Here is a 19,820-nt window from a genome sequence, read left to right on the forward strand (position 1 = left end):
GGGAGGCGAATTCTACAGCGTTACTCGCTGCTGTCAACACCTCTTTTTCTCCGCTTTCGACCGGGAAGATCGAACCGTCAATAAGGCGACAACACACTGCCTTACCAACCCCTTCTGGCCTCGATGAACTGAAGCGTAACCGCTGCCGAAAACCGCATAACTCATTGTTTACCAAGGAGTTTTCCGTTTCGACTGCGCCGGAAGTGGGGCGAATTATAGACTTTCAGAATCTGCCGTCAACCCATGATTTGATTTTTCTATCAGGATGTTCAATATCGCTGCTTATATATAGATGCACCTGCAACGAATGCGCAGTATATTGCCCAACACATAAGACAACACTCTCGCTTGCTACTTCGGACGATGCCACGCAATGAATGACCACCCCCGCAGTCTTGCCTCGACTCTGTTCTCGGTTGGCCTGCTCTTGATAGCCATGGCATCGATCCAGTCCGGAGCTTCCCTGGCCAAAAACATGTTCCCGGTTATCGGTGCTCAAGGAACAACCACCCTGCGATTGATCTTTGCCAGTGTGATCATGCTACTGCTATTGCGCCCATGGCGAGCAAAGCTCACCGCGAAATCCCTGCGCACCGTTATCGTCTACGGAATGGCGTTGGGCGGCATGAATTTCCTCTTCTATATGTCCTTGCGCACCGTCCCCCTGGGTATTGCCGTAGCCCTGGAGTTCACCGGCCCATTGGCGGTCGCTATTTATGCCTCACGTCGAGCGATCGACTTTCTATGGATCGCTCTGGCGGCTATAGGTTTACTGCTATTGATTCCGATAGGCGCCACGAGTGCAGGCATCGATCTGGTCGGTGCAGGTTATGCCCTTGGGGCTGGTGTCTGCTGGGCATTGTACATTCTGTTCGGCCAGAAGGCCGGGGCTGATAATGGGGTGCAGACCGCCGCGTTGGGTGTGATGATTGCCGCATTGTTCGTAGCCCCCATAGGCATTGTCCACGCTGGCGCTGCGTTGCTGACACCCTCGTTGATTCCCGTGGCCATCGGGGTCGCTATCCTATCTACCGCCCTGCCCTACACCCTCGAGATGGTCGCCCTGACACGGATTCCAGCCCGTACCTTCGGTACGCTGATGAGCATTGAGCCCGCGTTCGGCGCATTGTCCGGCCTGTTGTTCCTCCATGAATACCTTTCCCTGTCACAGTGGATGGCTATCCTGTGCATCATTCTCGCTTCTGTCGGCGCGACCATGACCATGGGGAGCACCGCAAAGCCTGTGGTCGCAGCGGATTGAAACGAGATTTGACGAAGGTCTGGTATTTGCCGCTCAATTAGGCCATGTTTAGGTCACGTAACTCAGTGTCAGACATGGATTTTTTCAGATAGGGATATCAGAACGCTTCAAGCAAAAGCGAAGGCAGGTAGACCCAGGCGCAGATCCGGGGCCGCGATTAAGGACAGCAATGAAACGAATTTTGATACTGATCGCCGTACTTGCAATTGCGGGCTGCGCGGCGACCTCGAAACCCCAGATGAAACACGGCAAGAAAGGACTGCATATCAACTGTTCGGGGCTCTCGTCCTCTTGGGACAAGTGCTACACCAGCGCCGCCAATTCGTGTGCGCCCAAGGGATACAAGGTCATCGCCAAGTCAGGGGATGCGGTGGAAGAACCCGGCGACTATCCGTTCGGCCTCAACCCTGCCGGCTATACCAGCCGCAGCATGATCGTCATCTGCAAGTAACCCTCCCTTCCTATCGGGCTTGCGTAGCCCGATAGGCGCTTCGCTCCGATGCTGCTAACGTTCGTCAGTCAATGACCGTTCAGCAAAGGGCGATATCCATGACCACCGCTATCAATAACAAAAAAATCGTATTGGTCGTCGGCGCAGGCGATGCCACCGGCGGCGCCATCGCCAAACGTTTTGCCCGTGAAGGTTATGTCGCCTGCGTCACACGTCGCAGCGCAGACAAACTCCAGCCATTGGTAGAGTCCATCACAGCCAGTGGCGGCGAGGCTCACGGTTTTGCCTGCGATGCGCGTAATGAAGAAGACGTGATAGCGCTCATTGAGCAGATCGAAACCGAGATCGGCCCCATCGAAGCGTTCGTCTTCAATATCGGCGCCAATGTGCCGTGCAGCATCCTCGAGGAAACCGCCCGCAAGTATTTCAAGATTTGGGAAATGGCCTGTTTCTCAGGGTTTCTCAACGCCCGTGAAGTGGCCAGGCGCATGGTCACCCGCCAACGGGGCACGATCCTGTTCACTGGTGCCACTGCTGGCTTGCGCGGTGCCGCGGGTTTCGCCGCCTTCGCCGGAGCCAAGCACGGGATTCGCGCCTTGGCGCAAAGCATGGCCCGCGAACTGGGACCGATGAACATCCATGTCGCCCACGTCGTGGTTGATGGCGCCATCGACACCGACTTTATCCGCAACAATTTTCCGGAAAAATACGCGACCAAGGATCAGGATGGCATCCTCAATCCCGAGCATATCGCCGACAACTATTGGTACTTGCACAGCCAGCCACGGGATGCCTGGACCTTCGAGCTGGATCTGCGCCCCTGGAACGAACGCTGGTAGCCCTCCCCTTCCAACAATAAGAAGAGCACATCGACCATGAGCAAAACCGTGGAGTTCTTTTTCGACCTCGGCAGCCCCGCCACTTACCTGGCCCATACCCAACTGCCGAAGATCTGCAAACAGACCGATAGTCAGCTGATCTACAGACCGATGCTGCTGGGCGGTGTCTTCAAAGCTACCGGCAATGTTTCTCCCATCACCGTACCGGCCAAGGGTCGCTACATGTTTCAGGACCTGGACCGCTATGCCAAACGCTATGGCGTACCGCTGAAGTTCAACCCGAACTTCCCGATCAATACGCTGATGCTGATGCGTGCTGTCACAGGGATGCAACTGCGTCATCCAGAACGCTTTCAGGCGTTTATCGATTGCCTGTTTCACGCGCTTTGGGTTGAAGGACGCAGTCTCGATGATCCCGCGACCGTCGCCGCCGTGTTGACGAAAAACGGTTTTGATCCGAACGAAGTGCTGGCGCTGACCACCGATGAGGCAGTCAAAGCCACCCTCAAGGAAAACACCGAGGAAGCGGTACAACGTGGCGTATTCGGTGCGCCGAGCATGTTTGTCGGTGATCAGTTGTTCTTCGGCCAGGATCGGTTGGACTTCGTCCTTGAAGCCCTACTTGCGCAATAACCAGCGCCTGCCTATGACATGAGCCAGGCGCTGTAAATAGCGTCTGAACTCAAACCGCTCAAATAGACGCAGTTCGGGTGTTCAACCATTCGAGGGCCGCGCCGTCGAGCAACGGGCTCAAGCGTTCACGCACCTCAGCGTGATAGGCGTTGAACCACTGCTTTTCGTCTTCGGTCAGCAGCGACGGTTCCAGGCAACGGGTGTCGATCGGGCACAGGGTCAGCGTTTCGAATTTCAGGAACTCACCAAATTCGCTCTTGCCCGCTTCGCGATTCAACACCAGATTCTCGATCCGCACGCCCCAGCGACCCGGACGGTAAGTGCCCGGTTCGATGGACGTGATCATGCCCGGCTGCATCGCGGTTTGCGGTGCCGCCGCGGCCTGATAGGCGATGACTTGCGGGCCTTCGTGAACATTGAGGAAGTAGCCGACGCCGTGACCGGTGCCGTGACCATAGTCGACGCTTTCGGCCCAGATCGGGGCGCGGGCAATAGCGTCCAGCAACGGCGACAGAATGCCTCGTGGGAACTGAGCACGGGAAAGTGCAATCACGCCTTTGAGCACTCGGGTGCAATCGCGCTTCTGCTCGGCAGTCGGCGTACCCACCGGCACCATTCGGGTGATGTCGGTGGTACCGCCCAGGTATTGGCCCCCGGAGTCGATCAGCAACAGGCCGTCACCCTCGATCACCGCGTGTTCTTCTTCGGTGGCGTGGTAGTGCGGCATCGCACCGTTGGCGTTAAACGCGGCAATGGTGTTGAAGCTCAGCGACACATAATCCGGACGCCGGGTACGCGCCGCGGTCAGGTGTTCGTCGATGGTCAGTTCAGTGATGCGCTCGCGCCCCAAGGCCACTTCCAGCCAGGCGAAGAATTCGCACAGCGCCGCGCCGTCCTGCTCCATGGCCCGACGAATGTGCTCGGCATCGGCCAGGCTTTTCTGCGACTTGGCCAGGGTGGTCGGGTTCAGGCCTTCGAGCAGTTTCACGCCGTTGTTCAGGTTATCCAGCAGACCCGCCGTGACCCGCGCCGGATCGACTTGCAGGCTCTCGCCGCTCGGTACGGCGCGCAAGGCGGCGGTTACTTCGCTGTAATCGCGCAGGGTCACGCCGTCCTGTTCGAGTATGGCACGCAGCTCGGCGCTCACTTTGCTCAGGGCGACGAACAAGGTGGCCTGCTGCTGGCTGATCAGGGCGAAGGACACGAACACCGGATTGAACGACACATCGCCGCCGCGCAGGTTGAACAGCCAGGCGATGTCGTCGAGTGTGGCGATGAAGTGCCAGTCGGCACCGCGCTCTTTCAGCACCTCACGCAGTTTGGCGAGTTTTTCGCCACGGCTGACCGTCGCCTGAGGCGGCAAGTGTTGGTAGATCGGCTCGTTCGGCAGGCTCGGACGGTCACTCCAGACTTCACTCAGCAGATCGATGTCGGTGCGCAGACGTGCGCCACGTTCTTCGAGCTTGCTGCTCAGGGTACGCGCCGACGCCACGGCCATCACCGCGCCATCGACTGCGACGACACCGCCTTCAGGGGTTTGCTCGGCCAGCCAATCGAGCGGGCCGGGTTGACCCGGTTGCAGCTTGACCAGTTCAATGCCGCTGCCCTTGAGCTCCTTGCTCGCTTGTTCCCAATAGCGGCTGTCGGCCCAGACACCGGCAAAATCCGGGGTAACGATCAGCGTGCCCACCGAGCCGTGAAAACCCGACAGCCACTGCCGCCCCTGCCAATAGCCCGGCAGGTACTCCGACAGGTGCGGGTCGGCCGACGGCACCAGCAGAGCATGAATGCCCTCCCGGCTCATCAGCTCGCGGGTTTGCGCCAGGCGCTGGGGTACCAATCCATTGGTCAAAGGCTGTGTACTCATCGTGTCTCCTGCTAACCACTCATCATTATTATTCGGTGCCGATCGGCGTCGGCGCTTAAGGACCTGTCGCCCAGAATGCCGGAGCACTGGCGCAAGCTGCTTTAATCAGGTGTACCGCTTGATCGATATCCTGCTCGGTAGTGAAACGCCCCAGGCTCAAGCGAATGGTGCGACTGGCCGAGCGTGCGTTATGCCCCAGGGCCAGCAGTACATGGGACGGCGCATTGCTGGCGGAATTGCAGGCCGAGGTCGCGGAAAATGCAATCGAGGTGCTCAACGCCGCGGAACTGAATTCGCCTTCGTTGAAAGTCAGGCTCAGGGTATGGGGAATGCGCTGGGTCGGGCTGCCATTGAGGCGCACGCCGGGAATGCTCAGCAGCGGCTCGAGCAAGCGTTCACGCAGACGCGCGATGGTGGCTCTTTCTTCATCGAACGAGGTGGCCGCCAACGCGAAGGCTGCCCCCATTGCGGCAATCTGGTGCGTCGCCAGCGTGCCGGAACGCAACCCGCCCTCGTGACCACCACCGTGGATCTGCGCCTGCAGACGCTGCTGCGCGCGAGAACCGACATACAGCGCGCCAATGCCTTTGGGGCCGTAGACCTTGTGCGCCGAGAACGACATCAAATCCACCGGCCACCGAGCCAGATCGATCGCCACTTTGCCCGCGCCCTGGGCCGCATCGACGTGGAACAACGCATCGCGATCACGCACCACCTGGCCGATGGCCGGGATGTCGTTGATGGTGCCCAGTTCGTTATTGACCAGCATCAATGACACCAGAAAGGTGTCCTCACGCATCGCTTCGCTGACTGCTTGCGGGGTAATCAGGCCTTCGGCATCGGGCACCAGATACGTCACCGCAACGCCTGCGTCCTGCAATTGTTTTGCCGTGTCGAGAATCGCTTTGTGTTCGATCTGGCTGGTGATGATGTGGCCGCCGGACACGCCGCGGGCCTGGGCCACGCCCTTGAGGGCAAGGTTGTTGGATTCGGTGGCGCCAGAGGTCCAGACGATCTGTTCCGCCTGGGCGCCCACCAATTCGGCGACCTGGCGCCGTGCTTGCTCGACCGATTGCCGGGCCTGTTGGCCGAAGGCGTGGGAACTGGACGCTGGATTGCCGAAGTTACCAGTGAAACCCAGACACTCGACCATGACCTTGATGATTCGCTCATCCACCGGCGTGGTGGCGGCGTAGTCGAAATACAACGGACGTTTATTCATAAAAGACTCGCAGAGCGTGTTCCGGGATCAGGAAGCTCGTCACTGGAAGTTTCAAAGCGCCGCCTCATGAGCGACGCCGAATTTTCAGAACGACAGCAATACCTGATCGGAGGCCATTAAAGAAGAACAACTTCATTTAAAAGTGCGTAGGAACGCTCCTGAAGTCGAGCTTAACAGGCATCGGGCCACCGGATGAAGCAATGCGTCAGCTAAAACTTTCGAGCAATAACGGATACATCGAAGCTACCAACAATAAGGCCATGCCCCAGTTGAACAGCCGCAACCAGCGGCGATCGCGCAGCACATTGCGCAACAAAGTGCCGCAACCGGCCCATACACTGACACTTGGCAGATTGATCAAGGCAAAGACCGCGGCAATCACAATCACATTAGTGAAATAGCCCTGCATCGGTGTGTAGGTGCTGATGGCTCCGATGGCCATGATCCAGGCCTTGGGGTTGACCCATTGAAACGCTGCCGCGCCCAAATAACTGATCGGCTTGCCCTCGCCCTGTTCACCCTCGGCTACCGGCCCGGAATGAGCAATCTTCCACGCCAGGTACAGCAAATACGCCGCGCCGACGTAGCGCAACACGGTGTAAAGCATTGGATAGGTTTGAAACACCGTGCCCAGGCCGAAACCGACAGCGACCACCAGAACGAAGAAGCCGCAGGTAATGCCCAACATGTGGGGAATGGTGCGGTGAAAGCCGAAATTCACACCCGAGGCCAGCAACATGGTGTTGTTCGGGCCGGGGGTGATCGAGGTGACAAGGGCAAACAGGGCAAAGCCCAGCAGCAGGTCGAGCGAGAGTGTCATGGGTGGCAGTCCATAAGGGTCAGTCAGGTATTGACCCTATCGCACGCCTTGAGGGAAACCCAGGACAGTTGCGTGAAAGTTCGAGCAGTACAGTTGCCGCTCAGCTTTGGCGACCATGCAGCTGTACTGCGCGTTCAGCGTTCATCTCGCCTTGTTTGTCGAAACTGAACGATTTTGCCGGCTGGCCGAGCAATTCGGCTTTCTTCGCGTGGTACTCGTCGAAGGACAAGCCACGACGATTCAGGGCCTCCAGCGCCAGTTCCCGGGTTTCTTCAGCGGTGTAGGGCCGCAATTCCGGTGAAATATGGCTGGCACATCCGGCGAGAACGGAGATGGCGAGCAATATGAAAGTGGCGAGTAGAGATTTCATTTCGGGCGTCCGGGATATCTGGGTTTGGGCAATGGACACAGGCTACCCGCGCCGCTCGAAGGGCAAAAATCAATGCTCTCGATAGTGGGTATCGGATTACAAAGAATGCCCGGACACGGGCCGAGCCATCGCCCAACCACTAGGCGCGGCGCTGTCGCAAGCGATCTGTAGGAGCGAGGCTTGCCCGCGAAGAACGATACCGCGGTGCATCAACACACCGCGGAGTTTGCTTCGCGGGCAAGCCTCGCTCCTACAGGGAAACATCGTTCAAAAGAGGAATTGCGCGCGACTGCAAAGCCGCTAGGCGTCCTGTTGCCTGACGGCTGAATAGTTGCGCTGCTGCTCGTCGGGCACTCGGTTGCGGGGAAGGGGCTGACCTATAGTTAATCGACCGGAAATCGGCGAAGGAACACCTTAACCCCACAATAAAAGGAGAACCGTCATGAGCGTAAAACCTATTCCAGAGGGTTATCACAGCGTCACCCCTTATCTGGGCATTCAGAAAGCTGCCGAAGCCATCGACTTCTACAAGAAAGCCTTTGGCGCCACCGAAGTCATGCGCCTGTCCATGCCCGATGGCGGCATCGGTCACGCCGAACTTCGTATCGGCGACTGTCCGATCATGCTCGGCACCCCGTGTGACGAGGGACCACTGAGCAATCCGGACAAGTCGCCGTCCGTGGGCCTGCATTTGTATGTGAGCGATGTAGACAAGTCCTATAAACAGGCCATCGATGCCGGAGCCACGGTGGTGTCCGAGGTCAAGGATCAGTTTTACGGCGACCGCTCGGGGACCTTGAGGGATCCCTATGGGCATCTGTGGTTTCTGGCCACGCACAAAGAGGATCTGACTCAGGAACAAATCGAACAGCGGGCGAAGGAGATGTTTAAGCAGGGTTGAGTTTTTCAGTGACTGTTCGGGCCTCTTCGCGGGCAAGCCCGCTGCCACAGTTGATCGGTGTTGAACACACATTATGTGTACACAGCCGATCCGGTGTTGGGAGCGGGAAACATTTACTTTCATATCCCCTTTCGGGATTTTCGATGCTCATACGTCTTATTTAGATGCAGTCGGTCGCGTAGGCAAAAGCCACGGCCGGACTTTTCATGGACCGCAACGCCTGGAAGCCCACAGCAGCGGTCCTCTCATCGAAACAAGACCTTTAATCATGTCGAAGAAATCCCGCTCAAAACTCTGGTTTCTGGTCCATAGCTGGCTGGCGCTGCCCATCTGGTTCTTTGTACTGATCGTCTGTGTAACCGGTACCCTGGCGGTAGTGAGTCAGGAAATCGTCTGGCTGGCCAATCCGCAAATGCGCGCCAGCGCGCCTTCGGATGACGCGCCGTTGCTCAGCTATGACCAGATCATCGCCGCCATCAAAAAAGCCGAACCCCAGACGCTGGTCGAGGGCATCAGCCGCCCTGACGAGTCGCATTTCGCCCTGGATGTGGAAGTCAGTTACCCGGACGGACGCTCGGTGACGGTCTACGTCAATCCTTACAGTGGCGTCATTCAGGGCACTGCCCCGCAGTTCAACTTCAAGGCCTTTACCCGTGCACTGCATGGCTGGTGGCTGGTGCCGTTCACCAACGGCTACAGCTGGGGCTGGTACCTGGTGTCGTTCCTCGGGCTGCCGATGCTGGCTTCGCTGGTGACCGGGCTGGTGGTCTACAAACGGTTCTGGAAAGGCTTCTTGCGACCGACCCTGCGCTTTCGTCATGGCGCGCGGATTTTCTGGGGCGACTTTCACCGACTCAGCGGTATCTGGTCGATCTGGTTCATTGCGGTGATCTCGATCACCAGTGTCTGGTTCCTGATCAAGGCAGTTCTGTACGATAACCAGATTTCGATTTCCACTGCACCGGTCGCACCCGTCGTCGCGCGCGAGAGCGTGCCGCTCACCGTCGATGGTGCACCGGCGCCGATGATTAGTCTGGAGCGTGCGATCCACGAGGCCAAGGAACGCATTCCCGGCCTGGAAGACAGCTCTGTCAGCCTGCCCGCCAATGCCTATAGCCACCTTTCGGTGAGCGGACGCAGTTGGTACCCATTGATATTCCAGAGCGCCGAGGTCAACCCTTACACCGGTGATATCGCCGCCACACGTCTGCTGTCAGACCGTTCGGGTCTGGAGCTGGTGACCGAATCCATGCGACCGCTGCACACCGGCGATTTCGGCGGTATCTGGATCAAACTGATCTGGTTCTTATTCGGCCTGATCCTGAGCATGATGGTTCTCAGCGGCCTATTGATCTGGACCAAACGCACCGCCCTGGCCACGGCCAATGCCCTCAAGCGCAGCAACAAGCGTCCACGGACGGCGGTGGTCAGTCCGCCCGCCCCGGCCATGAGCCGCGAAGCCACGGAGGTCAGCCGATGAACCAGGTCACAGCAGAAAAACCTCGCTCGCCGCTAAGCCGTTTCTGGCACACATGGCGCTTCCACATCAACGTGCTCCTGTTGCTGGTGCCACTGGGGTTCATGCCCAAGTACTTCGCCGACGCGGCGCTGTTTCGCGGTGACACCGGCCTGGGTCAGCGGGAGATCGGTGAAGTTCAGGTCGGTCCCTGGAGCCTGCGCCTGGCCGAATTTCGCAACGAAGCCCCCGTATCCGACGGCCCGGCCGGCCCCATCAAGTACTTCAACGCGGCGCTCTGCGACAGCTGTCGCGATCAGGTCAAGGCGACTTACCTGCGTATTGGCAAACCACGCAGCTTGCGCGCCGCCGGGGTGATTTTCTTCGGCACACCGTACCGCATGGGCGCCGGTGTCCCGGTGCCTGAAAAGACCAAAACCGACGCCGAGCTGTGGATCACCATGGAAGGCTGGGACGGCGCCATGCATCAAGCGTCCATCCCCCTGAGCCAGGCATCCCCGGCTACCCTCGCATGGCTGAACAAACAAGGAGGCAAACCATGATCAACGCTTTTCGCCCCGTTTTACTGGTGCTCTGCGCCGCCTTCAGCAGCAGCGCCCTGGCCCATAACCCGATGTGCGAATGCAAGGCCATCGACGACGAACAGATCCGTTGCACCGGTGGTTTCTCCGACGGCAGCGGTGCACCAGGAGTGACCCTGGACGTGATCGGCTACGACGAAAGCATTCTGGTGCCAGGCAAGCTCGGCGCCGATTCGACCCTGACGTTCAAGAAGCCCGGCGCTGAGTTCTATGTGCTGTTCGACGCCGGTCCCGGCCATGTCGTCGAGATCGACCAAGCGGACATCGAAGCCCCATGACTATGCCAACCACGCACGTTGTCCGCCCGGCCGGTGCCGGCCATGAAACCCTCTATGTGTTGCTGTTATGCCTGATGATCCTCGCGGTTGCCGGCTCGGTGGTCGCTTGGCGCGGAGAGTCCCATGAGGTACGCAGCGTGGGCAGCCATCAACTGGATGCCCGTCGCGATCTGAGCGCATCCGAGCAAGGTATTTACGCCGACCTGCGGGTCACGCTGGATGAAATTCATCTGTTGCGTCAGGAACAGCAAGCGCTGCCCACACCCGCCACCCTCGCCGATGAAGGTTTCGCGCCGTTTGCCCAGGATGCCAGTTCCGTCAGCCGCGGAGGCCATGCCTGGCAGTTGCTGGACACCAAGGCGTACTTCGGCCAGAGCCAGACCCCAACCGTCGCCGGCTCGTTTTTGATGCGCCTGACCGCTGAAGACGACACCGCACCGGACATCTGGCTCAACCGCGGCAACGCCCTCCCCGCTCCGAACGATCTCACCGACGCTGCGCTCAACGGCGCCGGCTGGCAGCAGATCGTCGCGCAATTCGATGCCGGGGTCACCCGCCAGCATCGGCATTGAACCCTTGCCTTCACCCGAGAGAAGACCGCTTTCCCATGCCTAGTTCATCTCAACATCCTTTTTTGCGCCTGCTGCTGCTCGGCTTGCTTGCCTGTTTGCTGACCCCTTTGGCCAGTGCCGACGAAGCCAAGCGTCTGCGCATCGGCATCACCCTGCACCCTTATTACAGTTACGTGGCCAACATCGTTGGTGACAAGGCCGAAGTGGTGCCGCTGATCCCGGCCGGTTTCAATCCTCATGCCTACGAGCCACGAGCCGAAGACATCAAACGCATCGGCGGGCTGGACGTGATCGTGCTCAACGGTGTGGGTCATGACGACTTCGCCGACCGCATGATCGCCGCCAGCGAAACCCCGAACATCAAGGTGATCGAAGCCAACGAAAACGTGCCGCTGCTGGCCGCCACCGGCGTCGCCGCCCGGGGTGCCGGCAAGGTCGTCAATCCGCATACGTTTCTGTCGATCAGCGCGTCCATTGCCCAGGTCAACAACATCGCCCGGGAACTGGGCAAGCTTGACCCGACCAACGCCAAAACCTACACCCGGAACGCCCGCGCCTACGGCAAACGCCTGCGGCAGATGCGCGCCGATGCCCTGGCAAAACTGACCCAGGCGCCAAACGCCGAGCTGCGCGTGGCCACGGTGCACGCCGCCTACGATTATTTGCTGCGCGAGTTTGGCCTGGAAGTGACCGCCGTGGTCGAGCCGGCCCATGGCATCGAACCGAGCCCCAGCCAGCTGAAAAAAACCATCGATCAACTGCGGGAACTGGACGTGAAGGTGATCTTCTCGGAGATGGATTTTCCGTCCACCTACGTCGATACCATCCAGCGTGAATCCGGGGTGAAGCTGTATCCGCTGTCGCATATTTCCTATGGCGAATACACCGCCGACAAATACGAAAAAGAAATGACCGGCAACCTCAACACCGTGGTCCGGGCGATTCAGGAGTCCGGCGCATGACGGCTAAAGAAACCATCACTGAATCCCCTGTGGGAGCGGCGGTGCGACGATTCGACTTGCTCGCGAAGAGTGAGTATCAGTCGACATCAATGTTGACTGACCCACCGCTTTCGCGAGCAAGTCGAATCGTCGCACCGCCGCTCCCACAGGTTTCGGGGCCGACCCTGGATCTCGCCGAGGTCAGCCTGACGCTGGGGCGCACGACGATCCTCGACAAGGTGACCTTTCAAGTCCAGCCCGGCAGCGTGCATGCGCTGGTCGGCCCCAACGGGGGTGGCAAGAGTTCGCTGATCAAGACCCTGCTCGGGCAGATGCCGCATCAAGGGCGCCTGAGCCTGCAATGGCCCGGCGAACCGGGAACCATCGGCTACGTGCCCCAGGCGCTGGAGTTTGATCGCGGCTTGCCGATGACCGTCGACGATTTCATGGCCGCCATGTGTCAGCGACGCCCGGCATTCCTCGGGTTGAGCAAGCATTACGCAGCGGCGATCGGCGAAGCTCTGGAGCGGGTCGGCATGCAGGACAAGCGCAAGCGGCGCATGGGCGCGCTGTCCGGCGGTGAACGCCAGCGCGTATTGTTGGCCCAAGGGCTGATTCCGGTGCCGCAGCTGCTGGTGCTCGATGAACCGATGTCAGCCCTCGATGAAGCCGGTATTCAAGTGTTCGAACGGCTGTTGGGCGACTGGCGCCAGAGCGGCATCACCGTGCTGTGGATCGAGCATGATCTGGAAGCGGTCGGGCGTCTGGCGGACCGCGTCACCGGCCTCAATCGCCGGGTGCTGTTCGATGCCACACCGAAACAGGCACTGACCCCGGAGCGATTGCTGACCTTGTTCTCAACCCATCCCCGGAGCGCTGCTTGATGAGTTACGAAGCCTTTCGTTTGATGGTCCAGGGTTGGGCCTCGTCGGGTTACCTGCCGGAAGCACTGGCCTATGGTTTTGTGGTCAACGCCCTGCTCGCCGGATTGCTGATCGGCCCGGTATTAGGCGGTTTGGGCACGTTGGTGGTGGTCAAGCGTTTCGCGTTTTTCTCCGAAGCGGTGGGTCACGCAGCGCTGACCGGTGTGGCCATCGGCATTCTGCTCGGTGAACCCTACACCGGTCCCTACGGCAGCCTGTTCGGTTACTGCCTGCTGTTCGGCATCCTGCTCAACTATTTACGCAACCGTACGGGGCTGGCGCCGGATACTTTGATCGGCGTGTTCCTTTCCGTGTCATTGGCCTTGGGCGCCAGCCTGTTGTTGATTCTGGCGGGCAAGATCAACGTTCACATTCTGGAAAACGTGCTGTTCGGTTCTGTGCTGACGGTCAACGGCAACGATCTGCTGGTATTGGCCATCGTCGGCTCGCTGGTGATGGCGCTGGCTCTGCCGCTGTACAACCGCATCATGCTCGCCAGTTTCAACCCGCAACTGGCAGCAGTGCGCGGTGTGGCGGTGAAGACCCTGGATTACCTGTTCGTGATTCTGGTGACTTTAATCACGGTGGCGGCGGTGAAAGTCATCGGCGCGATTCTGGTCGGCGCCCTGTTGGTGATTCCAGCGGCAGCCGCGCGTTTGCTCAGCCAGTCACTGAAGGGTTTCTTCTGGTGTTCGGTGCTGATCGCCACGGTGAGCACACTGTGTGGAATTCTCGCGCCGATTGTCTTTGACCTGCCTATCCCGTCCGGTGCCGCGATCATTTTGGTGGCCGGTATTGCCTTCGCCCTGGCCGCCATCGCTCGCGGCATCGTCCCAAGTCTGAAAGGGAACCTCGGATAAATGTCTTTTTCTCTGCGTCAATTGACCCTGGCATTGACCTTCACATTGCCCCTCTGCGGCTTGGTCAACACCCCGCTGCTCGCCGCTGACAGCGCCAAACCGTTACGAGTGCTGGCGTCCTTGCCGATCACTTATGGTTTGGGCGAAGCCCTGCTCAAAGGCACCGATGTCAGCCTGGAGCGCGCCGCACCGGCCAATCTGCCGGGCAGCCGGCAGACCGCTTATTTCACCGGCCGCGGCGCTCCGGAGCTCAATAAGCTGGCGAGCAATGCCGATGCGGTCATCGGCCTGCGCTCGCTATGGCCGGATGACCCGCTGTACCCGAATGCCCGGCGCAGCAATATTCGTATCGTTGAAGTCGATGCTGCCCGCCCGGTGGACGGTGCCCTGCCTGGTATTGCCGTGCAGCCTGGCAGCAAGGTCGACGGTTTGAACAGTCAGCCTTGGCTGGCCAGCAACAACATGGGCCGGATGGCGGATGTCATGGCTGCAGACCTGGTGCGCCTGGCGCCAGCGGCCAAACCGAAGATCGATGCCAACCTGGCAGTGCTCAAACAGCGCTTGCTCAAGCTCAGCGCCGACAGTGAGTCACGATTGGCCAATGCCGACAACTTGAGTGTGATGAGCCTGAGCGATCATTTCGGCTACCTGACCGGTGGGCTCAACCTGGAGCTGATCGGCCTTGATGCACGGCCGGATGCCGAGTGGACGCCGGAGGCGCTCAAGCAATTGGGCGCGACGCTCAAAGACAATGACGTAGCAGTGGTGTTGCATCATCGGCAGCCATCGGACGCGGTAAAAGCGGCGATTGCCGAGGCTGGGAGTCGGTTGGTGGTGTTGAGTGTCGATGGGGCAGATCCGGTGGCCGAGTTGGAGGGGAATGTGGATTTTGTGATCAAGGGCTTGAGCGGGGTGTAACGTCAGAAACAGCGATGGCGGCCTGACAGGCAACACAAACTCCAGACCTGAAAAAGCCCGCTGACCGTCACCGGTTCAGCGGGCTTTTCGTTCCCACGCTCTGCGTGGGAATGCAGCCAGAGACGCTCCGCGTCTCACTTGACAGCTCAGTGAGCCACAGCCGCCTGTTCTTCCATTTTCTGGCGCAGGCTCAGTGGACGCATGTCGGTCCAGACCTCTTCGATGTAGGCCAGGCATTCCTTTTTCAGGCCGCTCTTGCCCACGGTGCGCCAGCCTTGTGGCACGGCTTTGTAGTCGGGCCAGATCGAGTATTGCTCTTCGTGGTTGACCACGACCTGAAAGAGGATGTCTTCGCGGTCGAATACTGACGTCATGCTGTTTCTCCATCGCTGTAGGGTGGGCTGCACGCCGTGCGCAGCCACTATGTAGAAGGAACGTTCAAGGCACCAAAAAATTTAAAGGCTGGCAGTGGCCGCGGCCATGGCCCTGCCGAAAATCTCGGCCACCCGATCGATTTCTGCGGCAGTGATCACCAGCGGCGGCAAGAAACGCACGACACCGCCGTGGCGCCCGCCCAGCTCGAGGATCAACCCGCGCTTGAGGCATTCGCGCTGCACCAGCGGCGCCAGACGACCGAATATCGGTGGATGGCCTTGAACGTCCGCCATGCCGCTCGGATCGACCAGCTCGACGCCCAGCATCAAGCCGCGCCCGCGAATATCGCCCAGTTGCGGGAAGCCCCGTTGCAGGACGCGCAAATGTTCGCTCAAGCGTTCGCCCATGGCCGCAGCGTGCTCGCAAACCTTGTGCTCAGTCAGGTAGCGCATCACCGCAGAGCCTGCGGCCATGGCCATCTGATTACCGCGGAAGGTCCCGGCATGGGCGCCCGGCAGCCAGGTGTCGAGCCAGTCGCGATAGACCACCACCGCCAGCGGCAGGCTGCCGCCGATGGCTTTGGACAGCACCACCACGTCCGGGATGATCCCGGCGTGCTCGAAGGCGAACATCTTGCCGGTGCGGGCAAAACCGCTCTGGATTTCATCGACGATCAACGCTACGCCGGCCTTCTCGGTGATGCGTCGCAAGCCGCGCAACCAGTCGAGATCGGCCGGGATCACCCCGCCCTCGCCCTGCACCGCTTCGACGATCACGGCAGCAGGCAATTGCACTCCAGCCTCTGGATCATTCAGCAGGTTTTCCAGGTAATTCAGGTTGACCTGCACCCCCTGCGCGCCGCCGAGTCCGAACGGGCAACGGTAATCGTAGGGATAGGGCATAAATTGCACACCACTGCTGAGCAACGCACCCAACGGCTTTTTCGGCCCCAGACTGCCCATCAGGCTCAGCGCGCCCTGGCTCATGCCGTGGTAACCGCCCTGGAACGACAACACGGTGCTGCGCCCGGTGGCGGTGCGCACCAGTTTCAGCGCGGCTTCAACGGCGTCGGTGCCGGTGGGGCCGCAGAACTGAATTTTGGCTTCAACGGCCAATGCTGGCGGCAACAGATCGAACAGATCCTGGACAAACTGATCCTTGACCGGCGTGGTCAGGTCGAGGGTATGCAGCGGCAGCTCATCGGTCAGCACTTGCTGGATCGCTTCGATCACCACCGGATGGTTGTGCCCCAGGGCCAGAGTGCCCGCGCCGGCCAGGCAATCGATGAAACTGCGGCCTTCGACGTCCTCGACATAAATGCCCTTGGCACGCTTGAGTGCCAAGGGAATGCGTCGCGGGTAGCTACGGGCATTCGATTCCTGCTGGCTCTGACGGGCCAGCAATGGCGATTCGTTGAACTGATACAGCGTTTCGGCAGGCGTCGGGACGATCCGGGCCGGCTGATCTTCGATAAGGCTGGTAGCGACTGACATCTCTCGATCCCTCAATACGCTGTTGATAGTGACCAAAACTGCACACCGGGCAGGTGCGCGTTCCGGTCACGGGGCGCACTTGCAGGTTTTCCTGTTCTGGAAACGCATCAGGACCTCGAGGATTTAGACCCTCGATCAGCTTTCTATGAAGGTGGCGACAGCGCCTTGTGCATGGGAATGGCGTGGAGTCCCGCCACGGCGAAGGTTTCGGCGCAAGCCCGGTAACCCAGGCGGTGGTAAAACGCCTCGCCGGTTCGAGTGCTGTTGAGCCGCGCCTGAGGCAAACCCTGCGCGATCAACCAGGTCTCGAGATCGTGCACCAGCGCTTGTCCGGCGCCTCGCCGAAACCATTCCGGCTGTACATAACAGAACGCGACCTTGCCGCTGATTGCCGCCATGGCAACGCCGATCGGTTTTTCCTGCAACAGGGCGATGTTCAGGTACAACCTCGGGTCGCTCAGCCAGGGCTGTATATGTTCGATGGTTTTGTTGTGGGTCCAGGTGGCGACGGTTCGCGGATCGTTGCGGTGGTCGAGCGCGCAGCCGACGCGAATGGAGCGCTCGACGATCCGGCTGATGATCCCGGCGTCGGCGGGCGTTGCCTTGCAGATGTGTATCGATGCATCCATGGCGCTGTTACCTCAATCCATTGAGTCAAAGCTGCCGGGGACGATAGCGCTGTGGAGGCTAGGTGGCTAATGGAGAGACGTTACATTTGGTGTGTGACATAAACAAATGTGGGAGCAACTGTCTTGGTTTATCTGGGAAACCGAGGCGCCACTATCGCGAGCAGGCTCGCACACAATGGTTTTGTGTTGATCACAGAACCTGTGGCTACCCCGACCAAATGTGGGAGCGGGCTTGCTCGCGAAAGCGGACTGTCAGTCGCATCATTTCTGGATGTGCCACCGTTTTCGCGAGCAAGCCCGCTCCCACACTGGCTTTGTGTCGTTTGTTAGATGGGTTGCAAAGGCATCGTCAATTCAACCCGCAAGCCATCCGGTCGACTGTCGAAATGCAGGGTGCAGCCGCAGCGCTGGACGATGGCCTGGACAATCGCCAGGCCGAGGCCGCAACCGGTGCTCTGGCCGTTGCGCCAGAAGCGTTGGGTCAGGTGTTGCAGGTCATCTTCGGCAATGCCCGGGCCGTGGTCGCGAACCAAAAAACGCACGCGATTGTCGGTGGTTTCCAGGCTCAACTCCACGGCCCCATCGCCCGGGGTATGGCGCAGGGCGTTGTCGAGCAAATTGCGCAACGCAGCAATCGACAGCACCGCGGGCATTTGCAGCGGCGCATCGGAGAATGTGCTCGGCAACTGAAATTTGATCCGCTGACGATCACCGCTGGCTGCATCCTGAATCGCCAGTTTCGCCACCTGCTCGGCGCTGCACTGCACGCCATCATCGAACGACAGGCTGCCCTCGACACGCGCCAGCAGCAGCAATTGTTCAAGCGTGCGATGCAGTCGGTCAGCGCCCTCTTCGGCCCGGGCCAGGGACTGATCCCGCGCGCTGCCTTCGGTCATGCGCGCCACTTGCAGGTGGGTTTTGATGGCGGTCAGTGGGCTACGTAATTCATGTGCGGCATCACCGGTCAGGCGCCGTTCGCGCTCGATGGTCTTGCCGATGCGCAGGAACAACTGATTCTGGGTTTCCAGCAGCGGCTGCAGCTCGCTGGGCAACGGCTGGATTTGCAACGGTTCCAGAGAATCGGCACTGCGCCGCATCAGCGCATCGCGCATACGATTGAGCGGTGCCAGCCCCTGACCGATACCGAGCCACAACAGACACAAGCAGCCAAGCAGCGCCACGCCGACCGGTACTGAGGCCGCCAGCAGAATGGACATGTTCAGCGCTTCGCGCTCGATCTGCCGGTCGGCGGTGGTAATGCGCACATCCCCGCGCGCCAGGGTGAAGCTGCGCCACGGTGCGCCATCGATCATTTGATCGTGGAAGCCCATTTTTTCGGCTTCCAGGGTTTGTTCGGGGCTACTGTGGCTGCGGGCCAGAATTTCGCCGCGCAACGAGCTGACTTGGCAGGCCATGCCACCAGGGATGCTCAGCTGTTCAGCGCTGAAATGAGTGCCTTCGCCCTTGCTCGGCAACGCCGGCAGTTGCTCCAGCAACCCGGCGACCATCCGCGCCGACGCCACCAGCCGCTGGTCGAGGGAAAACATCATCTGGTTGCGCAGATCACTGAGCATCCAGGCGGCGGCCAGGGCCCAGATCAGCGCAAACGCGGCGCCGAGGGTCAGGCTCAGGCGCAAACGCAGGCTCATCACTTCGATTGTTCTCCGCCATCGGCCGGCCCCAGGCGATAGCCCAGGCCACGCACAGTCTCGACGATGCCGTTGCCGAGTTTGCGCCGCAGGTGATGGATATGGACGTTAAGGGCGTTGCTTTCCAGCTCGTCGTTGAAACCGTAGACGCTGTCCTTGAGTTGCTCGGTGGACAGGACCCGACCGCGGTTGTGCAGCAAGGCTTGCAACAGCGATTGCTCACGGCGCGACAAATCCACCGATTGGCCGCCGAGCAGGGTTTCGCGGCTGCTCGGGTCGTAGGTCAAACGACCGTGTTCAATCAGGTTGACGCTGCGCCCCGCCACTCGTCGCAATAAGGTGTGCAGGCGCGCGGCAAGTTCGCGCAGGTCGAACGGTTTGAGCAAGTAGTCGTCGGCGCCGGCTTGCAGGCCATCGACCCGGTCAGTGACCGAGTCCCGCGCGGTGAGAATCAGCACCGGGATTTCCAGGCCATGGTGACGCAACTGCTGCAACAGCTTGAGGCCATCTTCATCGGGCAGGCCGAGATCGAGCACCATGACGTCGAATTCGGCGACCTTGAGCATCGCCCGGGCCTTTGATGCGGTGGCGACGTGCTCGACGGTCAGGCCTTGAGCGGTCAACCCGGCAACGATGCCGCTGGCGATCAGCTCATCGTCTTCACAAACCAGTACGTGCATGGTGAGTCCCGTAGAAAAAAGGTGATTAGGCCGGTAGCCGATTAAGCGGACATTATGCCGCAAGCGCCATTGTCACAAGG

23 protein-coding genes are annotated in these 19,820 nt (G+C 59.9%); 14 read left to right on the forward strand and 9 right to left on the reverse strand.

The annotated features are described in order from the left end of the window. The 5 genes from IC37_RS30170 to IC37_RS15100 form a co-directional block, all read left to right on the forward strand. Positions 1-377: hypothetical protein (locus tag IC37_RS30170; RefSeq protein ID WP_218244344.1), on the forward strand; the 377-nt coding region annotated here is incomplete at its 5' end. After that, positions 374-1,261, forward strand: coding sequence for a threonine/homoserine exporter RhtA (gene rhtA, locus IC37_RS15085; protein ID WP_030132256.1), 888 nt, complete (start codon positions 374-376; stop codon positions 1,259-1,261). The genes IC37_RS30170 and rhtA, both read left to right, overlap by 4 nt. Before the next feature lie 169 nt (positions 1,262-1,430). Further along, entirely contained in the window at positions 1,431-1,712 is a 282-nt protein-coding gene (locus IC37_RS15090; RefSeq protein WP_030132257.1) for a hypothetical protein, read from the forward strand. Between the two features lie 98 nt (positions 1,713-1,810). Next, positions 1,811-2,551 (forward strand): SDR family oxidoreductase, encoded by a 741-nt coding sequence (locus tag IC37_RS15095; protein ID WP_030132258.1) that lies wholly within the window; start codon positions 1,811-1,813, stop codon positions 2,549-2,551. A gap of 36 nt (positions 2,552-2,587) precedes the next feature. After that, entirely contained in the window at positions 2,588-3,184 is a 597-nt protein-coding gene (locus IC37_RS15100) for a 2-hydroxychromene-2-carboxylate isomerase (protein WP_030132259.1), read from the forward strand. Positions 3,185-3,242: 58 nt separating this feature from the next. Here the strand turns inward: IC37_RS15100 and IC37_RS15105 are convergent, their stop codons facing one another. From IC37_RS15105 to IC37_RS15120, 4 genes are all read right to left on the reverse strand, one after another. After that, on the reverse strand, positions 3,243-5,051 hold the full coding sequence (locus IC37_RS15105) for an aminopeptidase P family protein (RefSeq protein ID WP_030132260.1): 1,809 nt from the start codon (positions 5,049-5,051) through the stop codon (positions 3,243-3,245). Between the two features lie 55 nt (positions 5,052-5,106). Then, the gene (locus tag IC37_RS15110) at positions 5,107-6,273 is read right to left on the reverse strand and encodes a cysteine desulfurase family protein (RefSeq protein ID WP_030132261.1); all 1,167 of its coding nucleotides are present in this window, start codon (positions 6,271-6,273) and stop codon (positions 5,107-5,109) included. Between the two features lie 205 nt (positions 6,274-6,478). Then, a complete protein-coding gene (locus IC37_RS15115) occupies positions 6,479-7,093 on the reverse strand; it encodes a LysE family translocator (protein WP_030132262.1) in 615 nt (204 codons plus the stop codon). Positions 7,094-7,193: 100 nt separating this feature from the next. Then, positions 7,194-7,463 (reverse strand): hypothetical protein, encoded by a 270-nt coding sequence (locus IC37_RS15120; protein ID WP_030132263.1) that lies wholly within the window; start codon positions 7,461-7,463, stop codon positions 7,194-7,196. Between the two features lie 442 nt (positions 7,464-7,905). Here IC37_RS15120 and IC37_RS15125 point away from each other — a divergent pair, with 442 nt between their 5' ends. The 9 genes from IC37_RS15125 to IC37_RS15165 all read left to right on the forward strand — a co-directional run bounded on the left by IC37_RS15125 (position 7,906) and on the right by IC37_RS15165 (position 14,914). After that, positions 7,906-8,364, forward strand: coding sequence for a VOC family protein (locus tag IC37_RS15125; protein WP_030132264.1), 459 nt, complete (start codon positions 7,906-7,908; stop codon positions 8,362-8,364). 268 nt (positions 8,365-8,632) lie between these two features. Next, positions 8,633-9,844 carry a PepSY domain-containing protein gene (locus tag IC37_RS15130; RefSeq protein WP_030132265.1) on the forward strand — a complete coding sequence of 404 codons (1,212 nt, stop codon included), beginning with the start codon at positions 8,633-8,635 and terminating at the stop codon, positions 9,842-9,844. Then, complete coding sequence (locus IC37_RS15135; protein ID WP_030132266.1) at positions 9,841-10,383, forward strand: hypothetical protein; 543 nt, start codon at positions 9,841-9,843, stop codon at positions 10,381-10,383. The genes IC37_RS15130 and IC37_RS15135 overlap by 4 nt, the downstream gene beginning before the upstream one ends. Then, on the forward strand, positions 10,380-10,700 hold the full coding sequence (locus tag IC37_RS15140; RefSeq protein ID WP_030132267.1) for a hypothetical protein: 321 nt from the start codon (positions 10,380-10,382) through the stop codon (positions 10,698-10,700). The genes IC37_RS15135 and IC37_RS15140 overlap by 4 nt, the downstream gene beginning before the upstream one ends. Continuing rightward, positions 10,697-11,272: a DUF6162 family protein gene (locus tag IC37_RS15145; protein WP_030132268.1), complete on the forward strand. Its 576-nt coding sequence runs from the start codon at positions 10,697-10,699 to the stop codon at positions 11,270-11,272. Before IC37_RS15140 ends, IC37_RS15145 begins: the two co-directional genes overlap by 4 nt. Positions 11,273-11,307: 35 nt before the next feature. Next, a complete protein-coding gene (locus IC37_RS15150; protein ID WP_030132269.1) occupies positions 11,308-12,234 on the forward strand; it encodes a metal ABC transporter substrate-binding protein in 927 nt (308 codons plus the stop codon). A gap of 89 nt (positions 12,235-12,323) precedes the next feature. Next, positions 12,324-13,097, forward strand: a complete 774-nt coding sequence (locus tag IC37_RS15155; protein ID WP_371916327.1) for a metal ABC transporter ATP-binding protein — start codon at positions 12,324-12,326, stop codon at positions 13,095-13,097. Continuing rightward, the gene (locus IC37_RS15160) at positions 13,097-13,996 is read left to right on the forward strand and encodes a metal ABC transporter permease (RefSeq protein WP_007906536.1); all 900 of its coding nucleotides are present in this window, start codon (positions 13,097-13,099) and stop codon (positions 13,994-13,996) included. Before IC37_RS15155 ends, IC37_RS15160 begins: the two co-directional genes overlap by 1 nt. Next, the gene (locus IC37_RS15165) at positions 13,997-14,914 is read left to right on the forward strand and encodes a metal ABC transporter solute-binding protein, Zn/Mn family (protein ID WP_030132271.1); all 918 of its coding nucleotides are present in this window, start codon (positions 13,997-13,999) and stop codon (positions 14,912-14,914) included. A gap of 146 nt (positions 14,915-15,060) precedes the next feature. Here the strand turns inward: IC37_RS15165 and IC37_RS15170 are convergent, their stop codons facing one another. The 5 genes from IC37_RS15170 to IC37_RS15190 all read right to left on the reverse strand — a co-directional run bounded on the left by IC37_RS15170 (position 15,061) and on the right by IC37_RS15190 (position 19,740). Continuing rightward, on the reverse strand, positions 15,061-15,288 hold the full coding sequence (locus tag IC37_RS15170) for an MbtH family protein (RefSeq protein WP_007934245.1): 228 nt from the start codon (positions 15,286-15,288) through the stop codon (positions 15,061-15,063). A gap of 81 nt (positions 15,289-15,369) precedes the next feature. Continuing rightward, positions 15,370-16,782, reverse strand: a complete 1,413-nt coding sequence (locus tag IC37_RS15175; RefSeq protein WP_030132272.1) for an aspartate aminotransferase family protein — start codon at positions 16,780-16,782, stop codon at positions 15,370-15,372. A 143-nt stretch (positions 16,783-16,925) separates the two neighbouring features. Next, positions 16,926-17,411 carry a GNAT family N-acetyltransferase gene (locus IC37_RS15180; RefSeq protein WP_030132273.1) on the reverse strand — a complete coding sequence of 162 codons (486 nt, stop codon included), beginning with the start codon at positions 17,409-17,411 and terminating at the stop codon, positions 16,926-16,928. 326 nt (positions 17,412-17,737) lie between these two features. Further along, entirely contained in the window at positions 17,738-19,063 is a 1,326-nt protein-coding gene (locus tag IC37_RS15185) for an ATP-binding protein (RefSeq protein WP_030132274.1), read from the reverse strand. Then, positions 19,060-19,740 carry a response regulator gene (locus IC37_RS15190; protein WP_030132275.1) on the reverse strand — a complete coding sequence of 227 codons (681 nt, stop codon included), beginning with the start codon at positions 19,738-19,740 and terminating at the stop codon, positions 19,060-19,062. The genes IC37_RS15185 and IC37_RS15190 overlap by 4 nt, the downstream gene beginning before the upstream one ends. Between the last annotated feature and the right edge of the window lie 80 nt (positions 19,741-19,820).

It is taken from the genome of Pseudomonas sp. QTF5, assembly GCF_000512695.2.
In the GTDB taxonomy this organism is placed as follows: Bacteria; Pseudomonadota; Gammaproteobacteria; order Pseudomonadales; family Pseudomonadaceae; genus Aquipseudomonas.